Origin of the sequence: Ancylobacter sp. VNQ12 (assembly GCF_049445835.1) — a bacterium.
GTDB lineage: Bacteria > Pseudomonadota > Alphaproteobacteria > Rhizobiales > Xanthobacteraceae > Ancylobacter.
The window spans coordinates 21,022-43,807 of sequence record NZ_JBMSDU010000027.1 but is presented as its reverse complement, the minus strand read 5'-3'; the positions used below and the strand labels follow the sequence as shown (position 1 = coordinate 43,807).

Annotated in this window: 21 protein-coding genes and 1 pseudogene; 14 read left to right on the top strand and 8 right to left on the bottom strand. The window is 63.2% G+C overall.

Going from position 1 to position 22,786, the window contains the following annotated elements; translation table 11 throughout:
* Window positions 1-494 precede the first annotated feature (494 nt).
* Genes ACO2RV_RS22790 through ACO2RV_RS22780 form a run of 3 tightly spaced genes read right to left on the bottom strand, consistent with a single transcriptional unit; the run spans window position 495 to window position 3,713 of the window.
* Window positions 495-1,190: a TniQ family protein gene (locus tag ACO2RV_RS22790; RefSeq protein WP_423296527.1), complete on the bottom strand. Its 696-nt coding sequence runs from the start codon at window positions 1,188-1,190 to the stop codon at window positions 495-497.
* A 29-nt stretch (window positions 1,191-1,219) separates the two neighbouring features.
* Window positions 1,220-2,104 carry a TniB family NTP-binding protein gene (locus tag ACO2RV_RS22785; RefSeq protein WP_423296522.1) on the bottom strand — a complete coding sequence of 295 codons (885 nt, stop codon included), beginning with the start codon at window positions 2,102-2,104 and terminating at the stop codon, window positions 1,220-1,222.
* Window positions 2,094-3,713 carry a Mu transposase C-terminal domain-containing protein gene (locus ACO2RV_RS22780; protein WP_423296521.1) on the bottom strand — a complete coding sequence of 540 codons (1,620 nt, stop codon included), beginning with the start codon at window positions 3,711-3,713 and terminating at the stop codon, window positions 2,094-2,096. Before ACO2RV_RS22780 ends, ACO2RV_RS22785 begins: the two co-directional genes overlap by 11 nt.
* A 166-nt stretch (window positions 3,714-3,879) precedes the next feature.
* On the opposite strand from ACO2RV_RS22780, the gene ACO2RV_RS22775 reads away from it, so the two are divergent.
* Window positions 3,880-4,929, top strand: a complete 1,050-nt coding sequence (locus ACO2RV_RS22775) for a site-specific integrase (protein ID WP_423296520.1) — start codon at window positions 3,880-3,882, stop codon at window positions 4,927-4,929.
* A gap of 256 nt (window positions 4,930-5,185) precedes the next feature.
* Window positions 5,186-6,301, top strand: coding sequence for a protein adenylyltransferase Fic (gene fic / locus ACO2RV_RS22770; protein ID WP_423296525.1), 1,116 nt, complete (start codon window positions 5,186-5,188; stop codon window positions 6,299-6,301).
* Window positions 6,302-6,329: 28 nt separating this feature from the next.
* On the opposite strand, the gene repC is transcribed toward fic, so the two are convergent.
* The 3 genes from repC to repA all read right to left on the bottom strand — a co-directional run bounded on the left by repC (window position 6,330) and on the right by repA (window position 10,195).
* Window positions 6,330-7,670, bottom strand: a complete 1,341-nt coding sequence (gene repC / locus ACO2RV_RS22765; RefSeq protein WP_423296519.1) for a plasmid replication protein RepC — start codon at window positions 7,668-7,670, stop codon at window positions 6,330-6,332.
* Between the two features lie 279 nt (window positions 7,671-7,949).
* Window positions 7,950-8,981, bottom strand: a complete 1,032-nt coding sequence (repB, locus tag ACO2RV_RS22760; protein ID WP_423296518.1) for a plasmid partitioning protein RepB — start codon at window positions 8,979-8,981, stop codon at window positions 7,950-7,952.
* Window positions 8,981-10,195, bottom strand: a complete 1,215-nt coding sequence (gene repA / locus ACO2RV_RS22755; RefSeq protein WP_423296517.1) for a plasmid partitioning protein RepA — start codon at window positions 10,193-10,195, stop codon at window positions 8,981-8,983. The genes repB and repA overlap by 1 nt, the downstream gene beginning before the upstream one ends.
* 392 nt (window positions 10,196-10,587) lie before the next feature.
* On the opposite strand from repA, the gene traI reads away from it, so the two are divergent.
* The 12 genes and pseudogenes from traI to trbI all read left to right on the top strand — a co-directional run bounded on the left by traI (window position 10,588) and on the right by trbI (window position 20,824).
* Complete coding sequence (traI, locus tag ACO2RV_RS22750; RefSeq protein WP_423296516.1) at window positions 10,588-11,214, top strand: acyl-homoserine-lactone synthase TraI; 627 nt, start codon at window positions 10,588-10,590, stop codon at window positions 11,212-11,214.
* Between the two features lie 10 nt (window positions 11,215-11,224).
* The gene (trbB, locus tag ACO2RV_RS22745) at window positions 11,225-12,196 is read left to right on the top strand and encodes a P-type conjugative transfer ATPase TrbB (RefSeq protein ID WP_423296515.1); all 972 of its coding nucleotides are present in this window, start codon (window positions 11,225-11,227) and stop codon (window positions 12,194-12,196) included.
* Window positions 12,186-12,563 (top strand): TrbC/VirB2 family protein, encoded by a 378-nt coding sequence (locus tag ACO2RV_RS22740; RefSeq protein WP_423296514.1) that lies wholly within the window; start codon window positions 12,186-12,188, stop codon window positions 12,561-12,563. Before trbB ends, ACO2RV_RS22740 begins: the two co-directional genes overlap by 11 nt.
* A complete protein-coding gene (locus tag ACO2RV_RS22735) occupies window positions 12,556-12,855 on the top strand; it encodes a conjugal transfer protein TrbD (RefSeq protein WP_423296513.1) in 300 nt (99 codons plus the stop codon). The genes ACO2RV_RS22740 and ACO2RV_RS22735 overlap by 8 nt, the downstream gene beginning before the upstream one ends.
* Window positions 12,856-12,857: 2 nt before the next feature.
* The gene (locus ACO2RV_RS22730) at window positions 12,858-15,314 is read left to right on the top strand and encodes a conjugal transfer protein TrbE (protein WP_423296512.1); all 2,457 of its coding nucleotides are present in this window, start codon (window positions 12,858-12,860) and stop codon (window positions 15,312-15,314) included.
* The gene (trbJ, locus tag ACO2RV_RS22725) at window positions 15,286-16,107 is read left to right on the top strand and encodes a P-type conjugative transfer protein TrbJ (protein ID WP_423296511.1); all 822 of its coding nucleotides are present in this window, start codon (window positions 15,286-15,288) and stop codon (window positions 16,105-16,107) included. The genes ACO2RV_RS22730 and trbJ overlap by 29 nt, the downstream gene beginning before the upstream one ends.
* Window positions 16,101-16,310 (top strand): entry exclusion protein TrbK, encoded by a 210-nt coding sequence (gene trbK, locus ACO2RV_RS22720; RefSeq protein ID WP_423296510.1) that lies wholly within the window; start codon window positions 16,101-16,103, stop codon window positions 16,308-16,310. The genes trbJ and trbK overlap by 7 nt, the downstream gene beginning before the upstream one ends.
* Complete coding sequence (gene trbL, locus ACO2RV_RS22715) at window positions 16,304-17,482, top strand: P-type conjugative transfer protein TrbL (protein ID WP_423296509.1); 1,179 nt, start codon at window positions 16,304-16,306, stop codon at window positions 17,480-17,482. Before trbK ends, trbL begins: the two co-directional genes overlap by 7 nt.
* Before the next feature lie 39 nt (window positions 17,483-17,521).
* Window positions 17,522-18,184, top strand: a complete 663-nt coding sequence (locus tag ACO2RV_RS22710) for a conjugal transfer protein TrbF (RefSeq protein ID WP_423296508.1) — start codon at window positions 17,522-17,524, stop codon at window positions 18,182-18,184.
* Between the two features lie 59 nt (window positions 18,185-18,243).
* Window positions 18,244-19,041: a P-type conjugative transfer protein TrbG gene (gene trbG / locus ACO2RV_RS22705; RefSeq protein WP_423296507.1), complete on the top strand. Its 798-nt coding sequence runs from the start codon at window positions 18,244-18,246 to the stop codon at window positions 19,039-19,041.
* Entirely contained in the window at window positions 19,041-19,505 is a 465-nt protein-coding gene (gene trbH / locus ACO2RV_RS22700; RefSeq protein WP_423296506.1) for a conjugal transfer protein TrbH, read from the top strand. The genes trbG and trbH overlap by 1 nt, the downstream gene beginning before the upstream one ends.
* Window positions 19,506-19,519: 14 nt before the next feature.
* A pseudogene (gene trbI, locus ACO2RV_RS22695) lies at window positions 19,520-20,824 on the top strand (IncP-type conjugal transfer protein TrbI).
* Window positions 20,825-20,851: 27 nt separating this feature from the next.
* On the opposite strand, the gene ACO2RV_RS22690 reads toward trbI, so the two are convergent.
* A complete protein-coding gene (locus ACO2RV_RS22690; RefSeq protein ID WP_423296505.1) occupies window positions 20,852-21,565 on the bottom strand; it encodes a LytR/AlgR family response regulator transcription factor in 714 nt (237 codons plus the stop codon).
* The gene (locus ACO2RV_RS22685; protein ID WP_423296504.1) at window positions 21,550-22,554 is read right to left on the bottom strand and encodes a sensor histidine kinase; all 1,005 of its coding nucleotides are present in this window, start codon (window positions 22,552-22,554) and stop codon (window positions 21,550-21,552) included. Before ACO2RV_RS22685 ends, ACO2RV_RS22690 begins: the two co-directional genes overlap by 16 nt.
* Window positions 22,555-22,786: the final 232 nt, after the last annotated feature.

The following is a 22,786-nucleotide window of genomic DNA, read 5'->3' as shown; positions in this document are numbered from 1 at the left end:
GTCTCACCATAACTGAATCGCGTGACGGTTCCGTCTCAGCAGATCCGACTCGGTCTCACAAATTCTGAATCGGCTAACCCATTGAAAATAAGCGATCGCCAGTCTCATGAAAAACGGTCGGCTGACATCGGATAGGCGGAATTTGTGAGACTCAAGGGCTTGGGCGGACATCTCGCGCATAATTATGAGACTCCCGGAGCACCCTTGTGAGACTGGCTCAGTCGGAATTTATGAGACTGGCGGGCTTTCCGGGACGGCCGGGCCGTTGCGACGACCGCTGAGGCGGCGTCTCTGGCGACACGGAGGCGCCCGAGCCGGGCATAGATGCACCGCCGCAGCGCCGGCGGCCACGCCCGCAGGACCTCCCGCAGCCGCTCGTCCCCTTCCTGATCGCTCGCCAGCAGCACCGAAGCGGCGCATCCAACGGGATCCGCGCACAGCCGCCCGACGCCAACGGCCAAGGCATAGTTCTGCAGCAGCGAGCCTTGCGCGAGCTAAAACAGGCCTGGGCGCACCGGCTTGGCGAGCACAGGCGCCACCCGATCGTACTCGGGCACGACGACCTGAAGTGCCTGCCGGGCAATCGGCCGCGTGAGGAAATCGTGATTGGCCCGGCGCGCGGCGAGCGACAGGATCGGCTGCTCGGCCAGCGACGGGGGCGAGGACCTGCGATGCCGCGTCGTCAGGAGGTCCAGCAGCGCGGGCACCGCGGGCGCGCCCTCCTCCTTCCCCTGCGCCCAATCGGCCAGCCGCAGCGCTCCGCTCCGCGCACTGGCATCGAGCCTGGTCAACTGTGTTTGCGTCAGCCGCGCATCCAGTCCTGTCCCAGCCTTCCCTCCGAACCGGACACCGTGTTCATCGCACCAGAAATTCCAGGGAAAGGCCGTGGCCTTGCGGTGGAGCCCGGCCGGACAACGCGGACAGATATAGCGGCTTGCCGCGGCGATCATCAGGCGCGCCTGCGGCGTGATCTCGTCGAAAGTCAGCCTCCGCAGCCCCTCAACGGTCATGCCGGTGCGGCCAGCCAGCACGGCCCCCTCCCCTGCCCCGAGGCGCCATTCGAGCTCGCGAACGCTGAAGCGGCGGAGGCCGCAATGCGCCAGAAGCGCCTCCGCCGGCATGCTGTAGAGCCGCGCAAGCCGCCCCAGCCAGGACGACAGACGCTCGTCGGGGCCCGGCCGCGGCACCACCGGCAACGGAGCCGGTGCCGGCGGGTCCCTCACACGGGCTCTCCCACGAGAGCCAGCACGCTGCGCTTGTCTGCGACCGCGCTGGGCGTGATCCTTTCCTCGCCGCTCTCGATCGCGGCGATGGCGAGCGCGCTCACCAGCGAGAAGATGCCGGCCGTGATCCCTCCCGTCACCTCGATGAGGCGCTTCAGCGTCGCGTCTGCGAACTCGCTGGGCTGCCGCAGCGGCAAACTGCGCTGCAAGCTGCCGATCAGACCGCCGAAATCCTCGTCATTCTGCCAGGGCGGCAGCGCGAAGGCCTCGAACCGGCGCACCAGCTGATCATCGGTGCGCAGCGCGTTTCGCGCCTGCTGCGTACCGACGCAGACGAGCGGAATCCGCAGCTCATTGCCGAGAAAGCGCAGCATGTTCAGGAAGCGGGTCTGCTCCCGCACGGTGCCGGCCTGCAGGCTGTGCACCTCGTCGATGACCAGCAGCCCCGGCCGGATCTCGGACAGCAGGCGCAGCGTCAGGCTTTCCAGTACCGACAGCGTCGCCCGCGGCGGTTCAGGTGCCCCGATCGCCGCCAGGAGCCGCTTGTAGAAGCGGGCTTCGTCGGGGCCCGGCACCATCTGGACGGCGATGACCGGCATATGCATGCGCCCCGTCACCGTATCAAACTGCGAAGGGTGGTCGCGGGCGAACTTTTCGACGATCATGGTCTTGCCCATGCCGCTGGCGCCGACGATGAGCAGGTTGGGCATGCGCGCCCGTGGCGGGAAGGCAAGCAGGGCTTCGAGCTTCTGGAGCGCCTGTTCGGCGCGCGGATAGTTGATCCAGCGGTCGGCGCGAATGCGCCGGATGCGCTCGTCCGCGCTCAGCGCGGCGATCGGCCGGCTAGCGGGGAAGAGATGCGAGAACGCCTCAGTCATCATCCCATTCCTCCACCGCGAAATAAGGCAGTTGCAGGGGCCTTTCGTCCTTGTTCGGCACCACCTCCGGTGTCACGTCGATGATCCTGTCCGGTGCGAGATGCGCGCGCCGGGCGACATCCCTTCGCATCGCCTTGGTCAGGCGCGTTGCCTCATCGACCAGGGATCGCTGGGCGAGGATTGTGGAGAAGATGAGCTCCTCGTCGACGGCCTCGCGGCCTTTTTCCCGCAAGGCGCGCACGGCAGCCCGGTGCTCCCACAGCCCAATGGGCGGGCGGGTCCGATCGGCTGGACGCGCTTCCAGATACCCCTGCCCTGTCGCCACGAACACGCAGGACAGGTCGCGCGGATCGAATTTGACGGTCAGTCGTTGCCGGTCGCGCCCCATCAGCCAACGCAGCTCGTCCGACCAGTAGCGGATGTGAAACAGGTGCAGCCCGTCGCGCTGCAAAGTGCGCTGCTCGAAAGGCAGAAAATCGATGAGGAACCGCCGCGGATCCGACGGAACCCGCACCGTGACGTCGCCGATGCGGGCTTGCCAGGCGGCCGCCGGCGGCAGATCCAGGGCCTTGTGGATGCGGGCATGGTAGGAGCCGATGATCTCGAGGGCGAGATAGCGTTCCAGGTCGCGCAAAGTCATGACCGCCTCGGCCTCCGGATCGAGGTCGCCGCGTTCGTCGATGTTCGAGAAATGCGAGCCCGGAATGAGGTGAACGGCACCCATCATCGTGCCGATCAGCCGCTCGATATGACCGCCGAAACGCGGCGTGCCAGGTGGACGATAGCTCAGGTCGATGCGATGCTCGCCGCAGGCGCGTTCGAAGGCGCGCGCATGGAATTCGGCGCCGTTGTCGACATGAATGGTCCCAGGAATTCCGTGCGCCGGCCACTCCGCCACGATCCCCCGTGAGGTCAGCCAGGCCGTCTTGTCCATCACCGCATGGGTCAGGCACAACGCCACGGCTGCCAGGGACGGCGCTTCCAGCGACAGGTAGAAGCCCATCGCCATGCGGGTGTTGACGTCGACGGCCAGCGTGAGCGTCGGCCGGCCGATCGGCAATCGGGTTACCGGATCGACGACCGTGACGTCGACCTTGGTGTGGTCGATCTGGAGGATTTCAAGCGGAGCCGCCGCCTCCAATCCGCCTGGCGTCGCCAGAAACACCGCCTCCGATTTGCCGGCGCCCTCCCGTCGGCGCATCAGATCGGCCTGATCTTTCATTTTCAGCCACCGGCCGAGACGGCGGATCGATGGCGGCTGCAGGCCTTGAAGCTGGCAGTCCGCCGCAACCTCCTGCTGAAAGCGCGTCAGGGTGGGCTTGCGGCGCATCGCATAGAGCTTCCGGAAATGCTGCTCGACGATCGTGAGCACCACCGGATCCAGAGGCTGCATGCCAGCGTTTGGGCCACGCCGGCGCGGCAGGAGTGTGCTGGTGCGGTCATCCTGCCGGAACCGCTTCAGCCAGCGAAACAAGGTTGCCCGGCTGACGCCAAGCGCGTTCAGGGCGTCGCGGACTTCCGCATCGCCAGGGTGCTTCGATAGGTTCGACAGGATCTCGGCGCGATGTCGCGCCTGCGCCCAGGCCTCAGGATCGATGCCATCATCGTTCATGGACAGCCTCGCCGTCTGGCTGCAAGCTGGTCTCACAACTACCGACTCAATACCGTCGCCAGTCTCAATTACCTTGAATCGGTCTCATAATGACGACACGGCCAAGTCATTGAAATTGCGCATCGCCAGTCTCATCAACCCCGGTAGTCCGACAGAGGATGCTGCTTTGGCCCCAGCCGCAGCGCCGCTACCCGTCGTGATTTCGACGCAGGCAGAAGCCGCTGCCTTGCCGGCGCATTTGGCGCCTCTCGCCGATCGTGCTCGGGACTATGTCGAGGCCGCCTCCTCCGCTAACACCCGGCGCGCCTATGCCTCGGACTGGAAGCACTTTTCCGCCTGGTGCCGGCGGCAGAACCTCGAGCCTCTGCATGTGGATCCTCAGCTGGTGGGGCTCTACATCACCGCCTGTGCTTCGGGCGCCGCGACGCCGGATCGAGTGCCGAGTTCGGTGGGCACCATTGAGCGTCGCCTCTCAGCCCTGAGCTGGAATTTTGCCCAGCGCGGCCAGCCGCTCGACCGTAAGGACCGCCATATTGCCACCGTGCTGGCCGGCATTCGCAACACCCATGGACGGCCGCCGCTGCAGAAGGAAGCGGTGCTGCCGGAAGATCTCATTGCGATGTTGGAAACGCTCGATCGCGGCACACTGCGAGGGTTGCGCGACCGCGCCATGCTGCTGCTGGGCTTCGCCGGGGGCTTGCGCCGCTCCGAGATCGTCGCCCTCGATGCCGGTCGCGATCAGACCGAGGACGGCCGGGGCTGGGTCGAGATCCTCGACAAGGGGATGCTGGTCACGCTGCGCGGCAAGAACGGCTGGCGCGAGGTGGAGATCGGCCGAGGCTCGTCGGATTCCACCTGCCCGGTTGTCGCGCTGCAGACCTGGCTCAAGCTGGCGAAGATCGGTCACGGTCCCCTGTTCCGCCGGGTCACCGGCCAAGGCAAGGAGGTCGGCCCGGACCGCCTCACCGACCAACAGGTGGCGCGGCTGGTCAAGCGTGCCGCACTCGCGGCCGGCGTGCGGGCGGATCTCACCGAGGGTGAGCGTGAGATGAAGTTCGCCGGCCATTCCCTTCGCGCCGGTCTCGCCTCCTCCGCCGAGGTCGATGAGCGCTATGTCCAGAAGCAGCTCGGCCATGCCTCGGCCGAAATGACCCGACGCTACCAGCGCCGGCGCGACCGCTTTCGGGTCAACCTCACCAAGGCGGCGGGGCTGTAAGCCGCCGACAGGCGGGCGCCCCCTCCCCGTCGACTGGACATTGGACGGCACGACCTTCAAGGGTTGGCGATTGGCCTGATCGGGCTCGGGACCTTGGAGTGTGCGGCGCGGCTGGCGCGTTGCGCTCCATGGGGCTAGTGCGGTTGCGGCATGCAAGATATGTCGATAAGTTGCGATTCTATCGACATGATTTGACGATCTGTCGATACCGACGACATATCCAGCCGACATGTCGATCGCACGAGGATTGATCGACATGTCGTTTCGCCCAGACCGCCCCTACAACGACCTCCCTCCCCTGCCCCCACGCGAGGATGTGGAGACAAAGGCGGTGCTGAAAGCCTGTATCGCAGCGCGTGCGGCATTGGCCGAACTTCGAGTTTCCGGCCAGCTCATTCCCAATCAGGCTGTCCTGATCAATTCTATCCCGCTGCTCGAAGCGCAGGCGAGCTCCGAGATCGAGAACATCGTCACCACGACCGACAGGCTGTTCCGCTTCGCCAACGAGGCCGGCAACCAGGCCGATCCGGCGACGAAGGAGGCGCTGCGCTATCGCACAGCCCTCAGCGAAGGCTTCCAGACGCTCAAGCAGCGGCCCGTGTCGACATCCACGGCCGTTGCCGTCTGCCGGACCATCAAGGGCGTCGAACTGGATATCCGGGCGACTCCCGGTACGGCATTGATGAACGAGGTGACGGGCACGGTCGTCTATACGCCTCCGGAAGGACAGGCTCTGCTGCGGGAGAAACTCGCAAACTGGGAACGCTATATCCACGAGGCGGAGGATATCGACCCGCTGATCCGGCTGGCCGTGATGCACTACCAGTTCGAGGCGATCCATCCCTTTACCGACGGCAACGGTCGGACCGGCCGGGTGCTGAACCTGCTCTACCTTGTCGACAAGGGCCTGCTCGACATTCCGGTGCTCTATCTCAGCCGCTACATCATCGGCAACAAGCGCGCCTATTACGACCGGCTCCTCGCCGTCACGACCGACTCCGCGTGGCAGGACTGGATCCTCTACATGCTCGAGGCGGTCCGCGAGACCGCCAACTGGTCGACGGCGCGCATTCGCGCAATTCGCGACTTGCTGGATCAGACCGCAGACCAAATTCGACGCGATCTGCCGAGGATCTATTCGCGCGAGTTGGCCGAGGTGATCTTCGTGAACCCCTATTGCCGGATTGGCGACCTGGTGTCGGCCGGCATCGCCAAGCGACAGGCGGCGTCGGTCTATCTGAAGACCCTCGCCGAGGACGGCCTGCTGCAGGAGATAAAGGCCGGCCGGGAAAATCTCTACATCAATCCCGCGCTGCTGGCGCTTCTCAGCGACCGGCCGCCAGCGGAGCACAGCAAGCTCGTCGCCACCTGACCACCGTTCGACGCAAAGATTGCGAACGTCATGGCCGCCTCGGCTTCTCAAGGCTTTTCAGGAGTGCCGGGGACACCGTCCAGGACGAGTTTCCGCCAGCGCTGCTGTCATCGGGCCGCGTGATTTCGCCATCCCCTGCCCTGCCGGCGCTTGCAGACGGCTTCGATTCCTCGATTTTCGCTCGCAGCAACGCCATTACCATCGGCCAGACCGTGAATTTCCCGTCCCGGGCGCGTTCTGCCAGATTCCGCAGATAGCCGCCGCCGCTACTGATGCGCTCGCCCCGCTGCAAGATCGACGCAACGGTGACCGCCGCATTTTCCGGCCCCATCGCTTCCCGCGCCTCCATCCAGGCACTCGGGCTGATGCCCAGGGCCGGCCGGGCTTGCTCAGCCGCGGCGACAAAATCGCGCCAAGTCCGGATTTCCCGGCCCTTTGCGTAGTCCAGCACATCCGGACAGGCGCTCAGCACCATTCCCAGGGGCAGATCCCGCTTCGGCAAGCTCCGCACGTTGTCGGTTTCCGCAACGCTGCCGCTCGCTTCCTTCTTTTCTCGTAAGCCCTGTTCAATTTCATAAATTGAGTCTGGATTTGAATTCTGTTTGTGGCGCTCACGATGAGACTCATTGGCGTTCGAATTTTGTGATTCTACGAAGGATTCCAAAGCCCTGTTGATCTCAAGCCAGAGCACTTCGAGGTCTTGTGCGATCACCTCCAACACTTGCCTGGGAGCTGTCCGGGGCAGCCGGTCGATAATCGCCTCGTAGGCGCGCCTGAAGCTCCGCCAATCGGCGGGAACGTCCTCACCGACCCCAGCTTCGATCATCTTGACGATGTCGCGGCGGCATATGGTTAGCTTCTCCTTAACGCGCTTGAACGCCTTCTTCTCGGCTTCGACAGCATTGGCCAGGTCTTTGAACTCGGCCGCGCGCGCAAGGATCGGCGTCAGATCGAAGCCGTAGGCCTGCTCGATCCCGCCCCCCCGCCCCTTCCGGGCGTAGCGCTTGCCATTCGGACTGTCGCGGCGAATGACCAATCCGCATTGCACCAGGACAGCGAGGTGACGCCGAAGCGTCGCCGGCGACATGCCATTGGCCCGGCTGATCAGGTGCTCGTTCGACGGGAACACCACAAGCCCGCTGTCGGGGGTGAGCGCCGTTTCCGGGTGGAACGTCAGCAGCGCCTCGAGGATCGCGAGCGCACGATCTGTGGCGCCGAGGACTTCGCGTGCGTTCCTTATGTCGTGGAACACCTGCCACTTATGAGCGACGGCCTCCTTCGCCACCGCTTTTGCTCTGAGCTGGCTTGAAATTTGGCCAAGCGTCATCGGTCGCCGCCCGAAGGGCGTCGTCGCTAGTTGTTCCGTCATGGTTTCGCCCTTCAGCTTTCAGGCAAAGCGAAAGCGCTCACCAAAACGGTGTCCAATCTTCTTGCGAAGACTCTTGACTGTGATTCGCGGAAGTGGGATTCTCGTTGTCGCCAAACGAACGAGAGGGGCTTCCGGGACACTGTTTCGGGGGCCTTTCTTTTTACCTCATGCGACCTCTATGTTTGTTGCATCTACATCTGGCGTTGACCGAAGTCTTCGCCCCCTCCAGCACCCGGCCTACCCTTGTCAGCTGACAAGGTTTTATGCCCAGCGCTGAAATCATCCTTCCCCCTCGCGGGCGAAAAACCTCTCCAAAAGCGCCGGCAGTTCCTCTTCGACGAAAGCGCGAAATGCAGGCGCTTGCTCGGCCGTGACCGAGAATTTGACGTCCCGGCCCGAGAACGTCGCCTTTCCGACCACTTTCCCGCCGGGGCTCTTGATTTCAATATCGCTGCGGGATCGATCCGCAGGTTTTTTCACCGCAGCCAAGGCCCGCTTGAACCGATCATCGGACGGCAGACCCAAAACCTTGTCATCTGACAAGGTTTTCCGCACCCGTGTGAGCGCAGCGCCGTCTTCACCTATCGCAGTCGCGAAGGACACCCACCGCGGACGGCCAACCCTCGGCGCACGTCCAATCGCCTCAATCAAATCCTCCGGAAGCGCCCGGCAGACAGACCTGAAGCGTGCCAATTCCGGGTCGTCGATCGACAACGCCGCGCGAATATCGCGTGCCTTGATGCCGGCAATCTCCATCCGCGAAGCGAAGAGAGCGCGCTCGATCCAGCTGAGGTCCTGTCGAGCGGCATTCTCGATGCCTTGCGCCACGACGAGTTCGCGATCCGACAATGCCAGGACCGTCGCTTTGACCTTGATGCCGAGATCCGACGCCGCGCGCCAGCGGCGGTGCCCGTAGACAACTTGATATCGACCTTCTACCACCGGATGGCGACGAACCTGGATCGGAACCTTTTGGCCCTCTTCCAGAATGATCTTCTTCAGTGCGTCAAAGTCGGCGTCGTTGTCATCCGGCAACCGATCAGGGAAAGGCGACGGATCGATAAGCTTCGGATCGAGCTCAGAGCTGCCGCCTGCTTCCACAAGCGCGCGAAGGTTGTCTCGTTCCTCTCGCAACTCCGATAGCGATCGCTGCGTTGCTCCAATAACACCCGCTCCGACTCGGGCCAGAGGCTGCGCCGGTGGCGGCGACTTCTGGCCTTCCGACGCGGCAGCATCCGGGTGGTTGGATTCTGCCTGTGTGAAGGATCCAAAGCTGGCCAGTATGGATTTCCCACCAGGACGCTTGGCCATCATACGCGCCCCCAGCTTTGCTTGATCAAAGCCAGAATCTGATCGTTCACGGCGTCGATGGACTCTCGCGCGCGCTTGGCAGTCGCGGCAGAAATGTTCCCTGATTCCAGCTCATAAAGAGTGCGCTTCGCCAGACCCGCCGTCTCGATTGCTGCACTCTCGATAGCCGTCGACGTAAGCACATCCTCTGTGAACAGGTGCCGAAGCATCGTGACGACGTGGACCTGGGATTGATCCATCGGGTCGTGCCTGGTCACAACGTAGCGGAGAAAATCCTGATTCATCGTCGCGCCGGCATCCCGAATGACCGAAATCAGGTCACCCATCATCAGGAGAAACTGGCTCATCGACATAACGTCGAGCATCGCCGGATGGACGGTCACCAAAAGGCCCGTCGCCGCGTAGATGGCACCGAGCGTCAGGAAGCCGAGGGAAGGGGGGGTGTCCAAAATGACGACATCGTAATCGTCCTCCACTTCCGCCAATGCCAGACGCAGTCGCTCGAAAAAAATGCTGTCGGTGCCGCTCTGACCTTTCGAAAGGAAGCGCGGGGTCTCGTGTTCATATTCCATGACTTCGATATTTCCCGGTATCAGGTCGATTCCGGTGAAGTATGTGCGTCGGATAACCTCTGCGATTGGTCGGCGATCACCGTCGTATCGTAGCGCTGCATAAATCGTCTCGTTCTGCTGGACGTCCATTTCCGGCTGCGCGCCGAACATCGCCGACAAAGACGCCTGAGGGTCGAGGTCGATGGCCAATACGCGGTAGCCATGAAGGGCCAGATAGTGCGCCAGGTGCGCGCTCGTTGTGGTCTTGGCACTGCCGCCTTTGAAATTCGCGACGGCCAATATTTGAAGATGCTCACCATCGCGTCGGTGGGGTAGGAACCGCAACGCCTCTGCCGGACGCTGAGCCGCGAACAGTTCGCGAAGTTCGTTTATTTGCGCCAGCGTATAGACACGATGATTGTTTTCGAGCCGGGCGGGTACCGGCCCTTTGCCTTCATTTGACATCAACTTAAGAGTCGATTCCGGAATCGACGTCAGCTTGGAAACCTCATGAATCATGAAGGTTCTGAGGCTCTTTTGTGCGTCCGGGGGATACATCTGCTGGCGCCGGGCCTGCAGATGTTCGGAAAGCATGCCGGCGTGCCGGACGATCTTGTCGGCCGGGTCTTCGCCTTGCATTCTGGTTGCGGCGTGCGCAGGCATTGTCGATTCCGGTGCTCGTTGTCGGCCTACATGCGCTTTATCGCCTTTTGGCCGACAAAAGGTAGGCCACGATTCTCGTTCTGCGTCCAGAGCTTTAAGGTTAACAACTACTTAACGACAGCGGTCCGCCGGTCAGTCGACGCCGATATCTCGCCCAAGTTTCGGATTTGGTATCAAGCACTTACAATTTCCGCTATTCTCTGTATTCCTTGTTTGTTTCCCCCGTTTATTCTCAGGGCGATTGGGCCAACTGGGACAACCGATCATCTGCCTTTTGGTCACCGGCTGAGGTGCGACTCGCCAAAATACGTCCCCGTTTATTCTACACTCCAGCGATCCCGCTCTTCGTGATGACCTCCGACCTCCCACCATGACGTTGGAGGTTGCATTCGATGTGGCTGCGCGCCGTTCGCCAGGCTTCAAGCGCGATTGATCGACGTCTCGTCGACGAACAGCATCAACTCCGTGCCCGCGTCTTCGCTGGTCGCCTCGGCTGGTGTGTCGACGTCCACGATGGCCGCGAGAAGGATCACTACGACGCCTTCGATCCCACCTACATCCTCGCCTTGACGGACCAAGGAACGGTCGCCGGCGGCGCCCGGCTGTTGCCGGCAACCGGTCCCAACATGCTGGAACGGACCTTTCCCCAACTGCTGGCTGCCGGGCGGCTCGATCCCCATCCTGGTATGGTCGAAAGCTCGCGATTTTGCGTCAACACCGCGCTCGAGGAGGGCCGGGGAGGGGGTACAATCCATGAGGCCACTCTCAGCCTGTTCGCCGGTATCATCGAATGGTCGCTGGCGAACGGCTATAGCGAGATCGTCACAGCAACCGATCTGCGTTTCGAACGTATCCTGAGGCGCGTCGGCTGGCCCATGCGGAGGCTCGGAGAGCCTCGCCGTATCGGAAACACGACGGCGATCGCGGGAGCACTTCCAGCGGACCTTCAGAGCTTTGAACGTCTGCGTCCGGACAGCTATCGGTCGGCAATCGCGCCGGCGCAGCATCGGGCGGCGTGAGGACCGCGCCGTGACCCAGCTCCGCTCCCATCCTCGGCTTCTGCGCAAATTGCAGGAGGCCCTCGGCGACCAGCTTTGCATCGCCCTCGACGACCCGACCGTCGTCGAGATCATGCTCAATCCGGATGGACGGCTGTTCATCGAGCGTCTCGGGCACGGCATTGCGCCGGCCGGCGAGATGACGGCCGCGACCGCCGAAATCATCATCGGCAGCGTTGCCCATGCGCTTCAATCCGAAGCGGATGACGAGCGCCCGATCATCTCCGGCGAGCTGCCGATCGGCGGTCATCGATTCGAGGGCGTGCTGCCCCCGGTCGTCGCAGCCCCGAGCTTCACCATTCGACGGAGAGCCTCACGCCTGATCCCACTCGACGACTACGTGTCGTCGAAGGTGATGACGGAGGTCCAAGCGCAAGTGATCCGCAGCGCGATCTCCGCGCGGCTGAACATCGTGATCTCGGGAGGCACGGGTTCGGGTAAGACCACGCTCGCCAACGCGGTCATCGCGGAGATCGTGCGCACGGCCCCGGAAGACCGTCTAGTCATCCTCGAGGACACGGCGGAGATCCGATGCGCGGCCGAGAATGCCGTGACCCTCCACACGAGCGACACGGTCGATATGGGGCGGTTGCTCAAAAGCACCATGCGTCTTCGCCCCGACCGGATCGTCGTGGGTGAGGTCCGCGACGGCGCTGCGCTTACCTTGCTCAAGGCCTGGAACACCGGCCATCCGGGCGGCGTCACCACGATTCACTCCAACACCGCGATGTCGGCGCTGCGCCGACTCGAGCAGCTTACCGCCGAGGCAAGCCAGCAGCCCATGCGCGAGGTGATCGGTGAGGCCGTAGACCTCATCGTCTCCATCGAACGTATGCCCAAGGGGCGGCGCGTGCGCGACGTCGTCCATGTCGAACGCTTCGCTGGCGGTCAGTACGAGACCGAAAATCACTCTCAGATCGAGGACGACCGCCATGTCGCGTAGCGGCTATCATCTCCTGACCGGGGCGCTCCTGGCGCTTACGCTCGGCCTCCTGGCTGAGCCCGCCATGGCGGCTGGCGGCGGCGGCCTACCGTGGGAAGGGCCGCTACAGCAGATTCAGCAGTCCATTACTGGTCCTGTCGCCGGCTTCATCGCACTTGCGGCCGTCGCGGTCGCCGGTGGGATGCTGATCTTCGGCGGTGAGCTGAACGATTTTGCGCGACGGCTCATGTATGTAGTCCTCGTCGCCGGAATTCTGCTCGGTGCCACCCAGATCGTCGCCCTGTTCGGCTCGACGGGTGCCTCGATTGGCGATGTCGCGCCAGCGCACGGTGTCACCCTTCGGGGAGGGGAGGGGGCGCATGGCTGAGCTCGACTCCAGCCTCGCCCGTTCGCGCATCCATCGCGCGCTGTCGCGCCCGAACCTTCTGATGGGCGCCGATCGCGAACTCGTGCTCCTCACCGGGCTTGCGAGCGCCATCCTCATCTTCGTGGTGCTGACCTGGTACGCGGCGCTGTTCGGCCTCGTCATCTGGCTGGTCGCGGTCGCAGCCCTGCGGATGATGGCAAAGGCCGATCCACTGATGCGGCGGGTCTATGTGCGCCACATCGGCTATCGCCCCGTTTACCGGGCGACCTCGACGCCCTGGCGGCGCTTCTGAGCATGGCCGCGCTGCGCTCCTTCCGTCACTCAGGGCCGTCCTTCGCCGATCTCGTGCCCTATGCAGGCCTTGTGGCGAACGGCGTGATCCTGCTGAAGGACGGCAGTCTGATGGCCGGCTGGTACTTTGCCGGGCCGGACAGCGAGAGTTCGACCAATGTCGAACGCAACGACATCTCGCGTCAGATCAACGCGATTCTGGCGCGGCTCGGGTCGAACTGGATGATCCAGGTCGAAGCTGTCCGGGTCCCAACGACGGACTATCCGGTAGATGATGTCTGTCACTTCCCCGATTCAGTGACCCGGGCGATCGACGCCGAACGGCGGGCGCATTTCGAGCGGGAGCAGGGCCACTATGAGTGCCAGCATGCCATAATCCTGACCTTTCGGCCGCCGGAGCGTCGGCGATCGGGGCTGACCCGCTACGTCTATTCCGATGCTGGGAGCCGATCCGCCTCCTATGCGGATACGGCGCTCGACACTTTCCAAACCGCGATCCGCGAGATCGAGCAGTATCTCGCAAATGTCGTCTCGCTGCGTCGGATGGTGACGCAGGAAGTCGAGGAGCGCGGAGGAACGCACGTCGCCCGCTACGACGAGCTCTTCCAGTTCATCCGTTTCTGCATCACCGGCGAGATCCATCCGGTTCGCCTGCCGGACATTCCGATGTATCTCGACTGGCTGGCAACAGCCGAGCTCCGCCATGGCGTCACACCAATGGTCGAGAACCGCTTCCTCGGCATCGTCGCCATCGACGGCCTGCCGGCCGAAAGCTGGCCGGGCATCCTCAATGCCCTCGACCACATGCCGCTTACCTATCGCTGGTCAAGCCGATTCATTTTCCTCGACGTTGAAGAGGCAAGGGCGCGCCTCGAGCGCACCCGAAAGAAATGGCAGCAGAAGGTGCGGCCATTCTTCGACCAGTTGTTCCAGACCCAGAGTCGGTCGGTCGACCAGGACGCGATGATGATGGTGGCGGAGACCGAGGACGCCATCGCCGAGGCCTCCTCGCAGCTCGTCGCCTATGGCTACTACACCCCGGTGGTCGTGCTTTTCGACGATAGGGCCGACCGTCTGCGCGAGCATTGCGAGGCGATCCGCCGCTTGATCCAGGCGGAAGGCTTCGGCGCCCGCATCGAGACGCTCAACGCCACGGACGCCTATCTCGGCAGCCTGCCAGGCAATTGGTATGCGAACATCCGCGAGCCGCTGATCAACACGCGCAACCTCGCCGATCTTATCCCGCTCAACTCGGTTTGGTCGGGAAACCCAACCGCTCCTTGCCCTTTCTATGCCGCCGGATCGCCGCCGCTCATGCAGGTGGCGAGCGGTTCGACCCCGTTCCGCCTCAACCTCCATGTCGACGACGTCGGCCATACGCTGGTGTTCGGACCGACCGGCTCCGGCAAGTCGACGCTGCTGGCGCTGATCGCCGCACAGTTCCGACGCTATGAAGATGCGCAGGTCTTCGCTTTCGACAAGGGCCGCTCGATGCTGCCGCTGACCCTTGCCGTCGGCGGCGACCATTATGAGATAGGCGGTGAGGCGACAGGGGAGGGGAGGGTGCTCGCCTTCTGCCCGCTTGGCGAGCTCGGCACCGATGCCGACCGCGCCTTCGCGTCGGAATGGATCGAGACGCTGGTGACGCTGCAGGGCGTGAGCGTCACTCCCGATCATCGCAACGCCATCTCCCGGCAGATCGGCCTGCTGGCCGAGGCCAAGGGCCGCTCGCTATCCGATTTCGTCTCTGGTGTGCAGATGCGCGAGCTCAAGGACGCGCTGCGCCACTACACGGTCGACGGCCCGATGGGCCAGCTTCTCGACGCCGAGGAAGACGGGCTCGCCCTCGGCAGCTTCCAGTGTTTTGAGATTGAAGAGCTCATGAACATGGGCGAGCGCAATCTCGTGCCTGTCCTCACCTATCTGTTCCGGCGCATCGAGAAGCGCCTCACCGGCGCACCCAGCCTGATCGTCCTCGACGAAGCCTGGCTGATGCTCGGCCATCCGGTGTTCCGTAGTAAGATCCGCGAATGGCTGAAAGTTCTGCGCAAGGCCAACTGCGCCGTGGTGCTCGCTACCCAGTCGATCTCGGATGCCGAACGCTCGGGCATCATCGACGTCCTGAAGGAGAGTTGCCCGACCAAGGTATGTCTGCCGAACGGATCGGCCCGAGAGCCGGGCACGCGAGAATTCTACGAGCGCATCGGATTCAACAGCCGGCAGATTGAGATCGTCGCGACCGCTCTACCCAAGCGTGAGTATTACGTCGCCTCGCCTGTCGGCCGACGCCTGTTCGACATGGCGCTCGGCCCGGTCGCTCTCGCCTTCGTCGGCGCCTCCGGCAAGGACGATCTCAAGCGCATCAGCGTCCTCCATTCCGAACACGGGACCGACTGGCCCCGCCACTGGCTCGAGCAAAGGGGGATCGCCCATGCCGCCTCTCTCCTCCCGAACGTCTGATCCTCGCGCCCTGGCGGCCGCCGCGTTCCTCGCAGCTTGGACGAGCCTTGCATCCATGGACAGTGCGTGCGCCGGCGGCGGTGGCATCACCGGTGGCGCCACCGAATGGACCCAGATCGCCAACAATGCCGAGCTCGTCAGCCTCGTCGGCAACTCCGCCGAACAAATCAACAACCAGGTCACCCAGATCACCCAGCTTGCCGAGCAAATTCAGAACCAGCTGAAGATTTACTCAAATATGCTGCAGAATACGGCGCAGTTGCCAAACCATGTCTGGGGACAGATCGAAAACGATCTCGGTCGCCTCCAGAACATCGTCGCACAGGGACAAGGCATCGCCTTCTCCATGGGCAATGCCGACGACGTTCTGAAGCAACGATTCCAGACCTTCTCGGATTTCAAAAGCAATCTGCCGAACGGGGCCTCCTTCTCGTCGACCTATGAGGGATGGTCGAATACCAACCGCGATACCATCGCCGGCACTCTCAAAGCGGCGAGCCTCACCGCGGAGCAGTTCGGAAGCGAAGAGTCCACCATGTCCTCGCTTCGCTCAATGTCGGAGGGTGCCGATGGCCAGATGAAGGCTCTGCAGGTCGGCCATCAGATCGCCGCCCAGGAGGTGGCACAGCTCCAGAAGCTGCGTGGTCTCGTCTCCCAACAAGTGACGATGATGGGCACCTGGTATCAGTCCGAGCAGGCTCAGAAGGACCTCGCCCAGGCCCGACGCGAGGACTTCTTCCGCTCGAGCGCACCCTCCACTTCGGGCGGGCAGGAGATGCAGCCGAAATGGTGATGTTCAGATCCCTGATCATTGTCGCGTTGTGCTTGATCCTCGGTCTCGCGGGCATCGGACTCTGGTTTTTGCGTCCTTCACCTGACGCCGGGCCAGCTCCCCTCAAGGCGGAGGCCACACCGCAGAAACGCGCGCAAGACTTCTTCGGCAGCGGGAAGCGCTACGACATGGAGAACGGCCAGGAGTTGCGACCGCGATGGTAAGGCGTGAGCTCCTACCCAGCCTAGGCATCGCTGGTCTCGTCCTGATTGGTTGCGTTCTCCTGAGCGATCCGGCGCTGGCACAGGACGGAAGAGTGCTGGATACGCTCGAGAACCAGATCGTGACGGCGGCAAAGGGCTGGGAGACGACCGTCATGAACGCCGCCCGCTCATTGTTCTGGATCCTTGCCGGGATCGAGATCGGCATCGCCGCCGTCTGGCTCGCGCTTCAGGCCGCCTCGCTGGACAGCTGGTTCGCCGAGCTGGTGCGGCGGATCATGTTCATCGGCCTCTTCGCTTTCGTGCTCGATCAGGGACCGGTGATCGCGAAAGCCGTCGTGGACAGCCTGTTCCAAATCGGCGCCGGCAGCGGATCGGCCTCACCGGCGAATGTCTTCAATGCCGGCCTCACCGTTGCGTCGAAGATGTCCGAGAAGATTAGCTTCGGGCTGTTCGAGGACAACGCCCTCGCGCTCTCCGCCTCACTTGCCATGATCGTCAGCGTCATCGCCTTCTCGCTCGTGGCTGCGATCTTCATCTCCGTCCTGGTCGAGATGTATGTCGGCCTGCTCGCCGGCATGATCATGCTCGGTCTAGGCGGATCCTCCTTCACCAAGGACTTTGCCGTCCGTTATCTGGTCTACGCTTTCAGCGTCGGCATGAAGCTGATGGCCTTGGTCATGATCGCCCGCATCGGCTCCGAGGTGCTGATCGGCCTCGCCAATGATGCGTCGGTCGGTGACCAGTACCAGACGGCACTCGCCATCGCAGGCATAGCCGTCGTGGTGTTCGTCATCGCAATGTATGTGCCTGCGATACTTCAGGGCGTGGTGCAGGGCGTGTCCGTCACCGGCGGTATGGAGACCGTTCGCCACGGCGCTCAAGCCGCGAACTTCGCCCTCGCCACTTCGGTCGGGGGCGGCTCGCTCGCTTGGGGCGCTGCCAAGGCCGGCGCGGCAGGTTACTCGGACGCACGTGCGCAAGGTTCTTCCATGGCCGGAGCCGCCCTCAAGGGCATGGCGAGCGGCGTGGGCGCTGCCGGCGGCGCAGTTGCCGCGGCAGCCCGCGACCAGGCGATGGACGCCCGCGGCACCTTCGGCACCTCCACCCTCGGCCTCGCCAACGCCAAGCTCGACGAGGCCCGGAAGTCGTCCCCCGGGAACAGAGGAAAGTAGGGATGCACTTGCAGCGCTGCTCGAACACACGGAGGCCGCATGGCCGCGCGTAGTACACCGGACAACCCCTATCTCGCGGCGAAACAGGAGTGGAACGAGCGTTACGGATCCTATGTCCGCGCGGCCGCAGCCTGGCGGGTGGTCGGCATCACTGGCCTCGTCATGGCACTTGTCAGCAGTTCCTATGCCTTGTTCCAGAGCACACAGGTAAAGCTTGTTCCTTATATCGTCGAGGTCGACAAGCTCGGCACGGCCGTAAGCGCCGGTACTCCGCAGCAGATTGAGTATGCGGACCCGCGCGTGGTGCGCGCGACGCTCGGCTCGTTCATCTCGAACTTCCGATCCGTCACGCCCGATGCCGTGGTGCAGAAGGGGTATATCGACCGCACTTACGCCATGCTGCGGACCTCGGATCCCGCGACCGAAAAGATCAATGGTTGGTTTCGCTCGAGCTCGCCTTTCGAAAAGGCAAAGAACGCGACCATCGCAATCGAGGTCAACAATATCGTCGCCCTCTCACCTCAGTCCTGGCAGATCGACTGGACCGAGCTCGAGCGCGACCGCAAAGGCAAGGAGACCGCGGTTCGCCGCTTCCGCGGCATCGCTTCCGTTACACTTACTCCACCCCAGGACGAAGCCACCATTCGCCTCAATCCCATCGGTCTCTACCTGCGCGACTTCGACTGGACGGCGCAGCTCTGAAAGGCATCGACCCGCACATGAACGTCTCGACGCGGCGGTCTCGGGCCGCACTCCTCTCCATGACGATTCTCGCCTCCTGCGCTTCATTTTCGTCGGACGCCTGCGCCCAGGGCATAACGAGCAATGAAGCCAAAGGTATCGGTCTTTCCGGCCAATGGCGTGGAGGTCGGGGACTGGTGACCCGCGGCCCCGACGGCAAGGTCATCTTTCTCTACGGTGAGGTCCAGCCCTCGGTGGTCTGTTCGCCGCTTCAGGTCTGCGACATCGAGCTCCAGGCGGGCGAGGTCGTCCGCGACGTGCTGGTCGGCGACACCGTGCGATGGAAGGTGGAACCCGCCACTTCCGGCGCCGCCGGCGGTCAGGCGATCCACCTCATCGTCAAGCCATCCGAGCCCGGCCTCGTCACCTCCATGGTGGTCACGACCTCGCGTCGCACCTACCACATCCAGCTCAAGTCCCATTCAACGCAGTACATGGCACGCGTCGGCTTCGAGTACCCCGAGGACGTCTCGGCAAGCCTCGCCGACATCAATGCTCGCCTCGAGGCGAGCACCATCCCGGGCGCCGGCGTTCCGGCCGATCAGCTGAATTTCGCGTACTCGCTGTCAGGCAACGCCCGATGGCGACCGACACGCGTCTATTCGGACGGAACCAAGACCTACATCCAATTCCCCAGCTCCGTCTCGGCCCAGGACGCCCCGGTCCTCTTCGTCACATCCGGAGGTCAGAACCGAATCGTCAACTATCGGATGAGGGGCGACATGATGGTGGTCGATTATGCCATCGACCGGGCGGTGCTGGTCTCCGGTGTCGGCTGGAATCAGGACAAAATCACAATCCGGCGGGGAGGGGAGTGATGACAATCATCCGTGTCGGTGCAATCACCTTCGCCTTTGTGTTCGCTGTGGGTCTCGCCGGCTGCCAGACGCTTGGGGCCGGTGGCCTCACGACCAGCACGGCGCCGAATGAGATGTCCGGTCCGGCTGCGAGCGCCATTGCCGGCGACATGGTGAGCCGCTTGGCCGAACAGGTCGGTCCCGGCAAGATAACGGTCGTCCTGAAGCAGGACGGCACCCCCTTCGGCGAGGCACTGGAGGCCACATTGAAGGGCTGGGGTTACGCGGTCGTCACCAACCAGAAGACCGACAGCGCGCAGGATCTTGTTACCCTCGCCTATGTCATCGAGCCTTTCGACGGCCAGATGCTGGCGCGGATGCTGGCGCGTCTGTCGACCAGCAGTGTCGAGATCGGTCGGGCCTACACCGTCACATCGGCCGGGGCCGCACCCGCGAGCCCGCTCTCCGTCATGCAGCGCGGATAGGGGAGGCGAACAGGATGCAATCGCTCAAGCTCGGCGGCCCGTCGAACGCCGACAGCAAAATTCGCCGCATCAACCGGCTGCCGGTCATCATCGTCATCATTCTGGTGGTCGCCTTCCTCGGCGTGATTTTCTACGGCCTGACCTCGCGCGGCCTCTACACGCGCCGCAGTACCGGGCTCAGCCCGACGTCCGGGGCGCCCGCCTCCACCTATGCCGATCAACTCAAGCGTGGCGTTAGCGACGGAATCATCGGCGAACCGAGCCCAGTGCCGGCGTTCCAGCCGCAGCCGGCGCAACAGCCCACGATCGAGACGAAGCCGGCAACCGGCTCCAATCCTTTCTCGCCGCAACCACAGCGGGCCGAACCACAGAACGCGCCGACACTGGAGGCGGATGGCGTCTGGCGCGCGCGTCTCAAGCGTGAGCAGGAAGAGCAATACATGCGCCAATATCACCGTCAGCAGATGGCGCGCATGCAGGCCAATGAGGCGGCTTTTGACGCCCCTCTCGCCATCGATCGCAGCAAGCTGAACGCAGGCACCGTCGCGTCCGCTCAAGCACCAGCTGCCCACACGACGTCACGGGCCGCGACAGTCGATCTCCACGGCTCGGCACTGGCGGCCGGCCTTGCCGAGCAGAACCGCGATCCCAACGGCCAGGACCAGAAGGAGGCCTTCCTTAATGCCGACTTGAAGGACCTCGGCTACCTGCCGAACCAGGTCGTGCCGCAGCAATCGCGCTTCGAACTCAAGCGTGGCTCGGTGATACCCGCCACCCTGGTCACCGGCATCACCTCGGACCTTCCCGGCCGCATCACTGCGCAGGTCAGCCAGAACGTCTATGATTCAGCAACTGGACACCGCCTGCTGATACCATAAGGCGCCAAGCTGTTTGGCCGCTATGACAGCAAGGTGTCGTTCGGCCAGTCGCGCGTTCTCGTTGTCTGGACTGACATCATCTTCCCGAACGGCTCGACCCTGCAGATCGGCGGCATGGCCGGCACGGATGCGTCGGGCTATGGCGGCTTCAAGGATCAGGTCGACAACAAATATCTGCAGACCTTCGGCGCCGCGATCCTGATCGCCGTCATCGGCACCGGCATCGACCTCGCCATCCCACAGAACCAGAACTCCTTCGACAACTCCATGACCCCCGCGGATGCTGCGCGGATCAATTTCGCCGAAACATTTGGCCGGGTTGCCGAACGGACCATCAACAAGAACCTTGACGTCCAGCCGACGCTGGAGATCCGGCCGGGATACCGGTTCAACGTCCTGGTTGATCAGGATATGATCTTCCCCGGAGCCTACCGGGGTTAAACAGCCTCGTGGCACATCGAACCTCTCCTATTCCTTGCGAGCAGGCAACAGCTGACGCAGTCGCGTGGCCGCAACGCGACCGATATTGATCGGATCTGGCACTCCCCGCAGCGTCAGCCGCACATCGTCGCGCGAACGGGTCTCGACGCGTTGTAGACGGTTGATATTCACCATGATCGATCGACCCAGGCGCACCAATGGTGGCGACGGCAGCATTGCTTCGAACTGACCGAGGGTACCCAGCACCAGCAGGGAGGGCTGATCGGACAGAATGAACCGGCTGAAATCCCCTTCGGCGATGACCGCCGCCATATCGGACGGAGCAGCGAGAACAACCTGTCCGGTTGACCGCAATTCGATCCGCGGCTCTGGTCCCTCCTCACCCGGCACCAGAAGGTGCTGCACCCGCTCAATGGCCGTATCGAGTCGGTCAGGATCCACCGGTTTCAGGAGGTAGTCGACGGCCTGAACCCCGAAAGCATCGACCGCATATTCGGCATAGGCGGTGACGAACACCACCTTCGGCGCGTTCTCTAATGCCGCCAGTAGATCGAAGCCGTCGCCACCATTGAGCCGGATGTCGAGGAAGATCAGGTCCGGTCGAAGTCGACCAATCAGATCCAGCGTCTCGGTCACGCTCTCGCTTTCACCGACAATCTCGATCTGCGGTCGCACTGCCAGAAGGCGGCGCATGGCACGGCGAGCAAGTGGCTCGTCATCGGCGATCACGACACGGAGCACGGCTCACCCTCCAGTCGCAGTACAGCCGCCACGCGCGTATCGCCTTCATCTTCCAACTGACGGAGGATGAAGTGGTGCCGACCAGGATAGTGCACATCGAGACGCCGGCGGACATTCTGAAGGCCGAGGCCATGATCGGGTCGTGCCTTGATGGCCGATGCCAGATGGCCGGTATTCTCGATCTCGATCCTCAAGGCCTCGCCGTCCAGACTGATCCGGATCGACACATCCAGCCTTACTGACCGGTCACCATACTCGAAAGCATTCTCGACCAGCGGCTGGAACAGCAGATTGGCAACAGGCTTCTCGGCCGCGGCCGGATCGACCGAAAGGCTAACATTCACCCGCTCCCCGAACCTTGCTTGCTGGAGGCGCAGATAGGCACTGAGCCCCTCGATTTCGGAGCCCACAGACACGATCGGCGTGCGCAGCCCCGCCAGCACATGCCGCAAATAGGTGGTGAGATCCCGGATCATCGAGACGGCCCGTTCGGGATTGTCATGCGTCTCTTCGGCAACCCCGTTGAGGGCATTGATCAGGAAATGCGGGTCGAGTTGGAGCTGGAGTTCATGGATCTCAGCACGCAGAGCCTCCATCTGAATCTGTGCCATGCGCTGCTGCTCGCGCTGCCGGGCCGCCTCCGTCGCCATCCAGAAGTACAGGATGCTCCAGGCCAGGAACGCCATCGAGTACCGCCCGGTCGGAATGACAAATTCTTCCAGCGGGCGCCCACCCAGCATGCTCCAGCCCATCGCCACCCGGATCGTCGTCATCATCGTGACGATGCAAGCCCCCGCCAAGACACACAGACCGACCGTGATCACGATCTGGAGTAGCGTCAGCTGCGTATCGGCAAAGGCATGATCGAAAAGCCGGCACAGGCCAGCCGCGAGCAGCGTAGCCGCCGGATAGGTGAATGCCGTCAGCATCAACGCAGCGGCCACACTCTCGAAGGTCAGAAGCCGGTCGACGACATCGATAATCGCCAACAGTCCCCAGCCTACCCATAGCGCCCGGCATGGGGTGAGCCGGCAATCGGACAAAGCGACCTCCGCGGATCGCGGCTCATGCGGCACAAGGAAACTCCAGCGGATCGACAGGGTCGGCTTCGTCACTGCATAGCGGGATACCCTGCCTAATGGTAGTCGAGACATCAACGTTCCCGGCACCGGTGTCCGCCCGACAATCACGAAGATCTGCCGCAGTCATCGAGTTTTCCGC

Coding starts and splice junctions, on each gene's coding strand:
- ACO2RV_RS22785 (WP_423296522.1), bottom strand. CDS start 2,104: ATGATGACTGAGGCGTTCTCGCATCTCTTCCCCGCTAGCCGGCCGATC.
- ACO2RV_RS22780 (WP_423296521.1), bottom strand. CDS start 3,713: ATGAACGATGATGGCATCGATCCTGAGGCCTGGGCGCAGGCGCGACAT.
- fic (WP_423296525.1), top strand. CDS start 5,186: ATGTCGTTTCGCCCAGACCGCCCCTACAACGACCTCCCTCCCCTGCCC.
- repC (WP_423296519.1), bottom strand. CDS start 7,670: ATGACGGAACAACTAGCGACGACGCCCTTCGGGCGGCGACCGATGACG.
- repB (WP_423296518.1), bottom strand. CDS start 8,981: ATGGCCAAGCGTCCTGGTGGGAAATCCATACTGGCCAGCTTTGGATCC.
- repA (WP_423296517.1), bottom strand. CDS start 10,195: ATGCCTGCGCACGCCGCAACCAGAATGCAAGGCGAAGACCCGGCCGAC.
- traI (WP_423296516.1), top strand. CDS start 10,588: ATGTGGCTGCGCGCCGTTCGCCAGGCTTCAAGCGCGATTGATCGACGT.
- ACO2RV_RS22740 (WP_423296514.1), top strand. CDS start 12,186: ATGTCGCGTAGCGGCTATCATCTCCTGACCGGGGCGCTCCTGGCGCTT.
- ACO2RV_RS22735 (WP_423296513.1), top strand. CDS start 12,556: ATGGCTGAGCTCGACTCCAGCCTCGCCCGTTCGCGCATCCATCGCGCG.
- ACO2RV_RS22730 (WP_423296512.1), top strand. CDS start 12,858: ATGGCCGCGCTGCGCTCCTTCCGTCACTCAGGGCCGTCCTTCGCCGAT.
- trbJ (WP_423296511.1), top strand. CDS start 15,286: ATGCCGCCTCTCTCCTCCCGAACGTCTGATCCTCGCGCCCTGGCGGCC.
- trbK (WP_423296510.1), top strand. CDS start 16,101: ATGGTGATGTTCAGATCCCTGATCATTGTCGCGTTGTGCTTGATCCTC.
- trbL (WP_423296509.1), top strand. CDS start 16,304: ATGGTAAGGCGTGAGCTCCTACCCAGCCTAGGCATCGCTGGTCTCGTC.
- ACO2RV_RS22710 (WP_423296508.1), top strand. CDS start 17,522: ATGGCCGCGCGTAGTACACCGGACAACCCCTATCTCGCGGCGAAACAG.
- trbG (WP_423296507.1), top strand. CDS start 18,244: ATGACGATTCTCGCCTCCTGCGCTTCATTTTCGTCGGACGCCTGCGCC.
- trbH (WP_423296506.1), top strand. CDS start 19,041: ATGACAATCATCCGTGTCGGTGCAATCACCTTCGCCTTTGTGTTCGCT.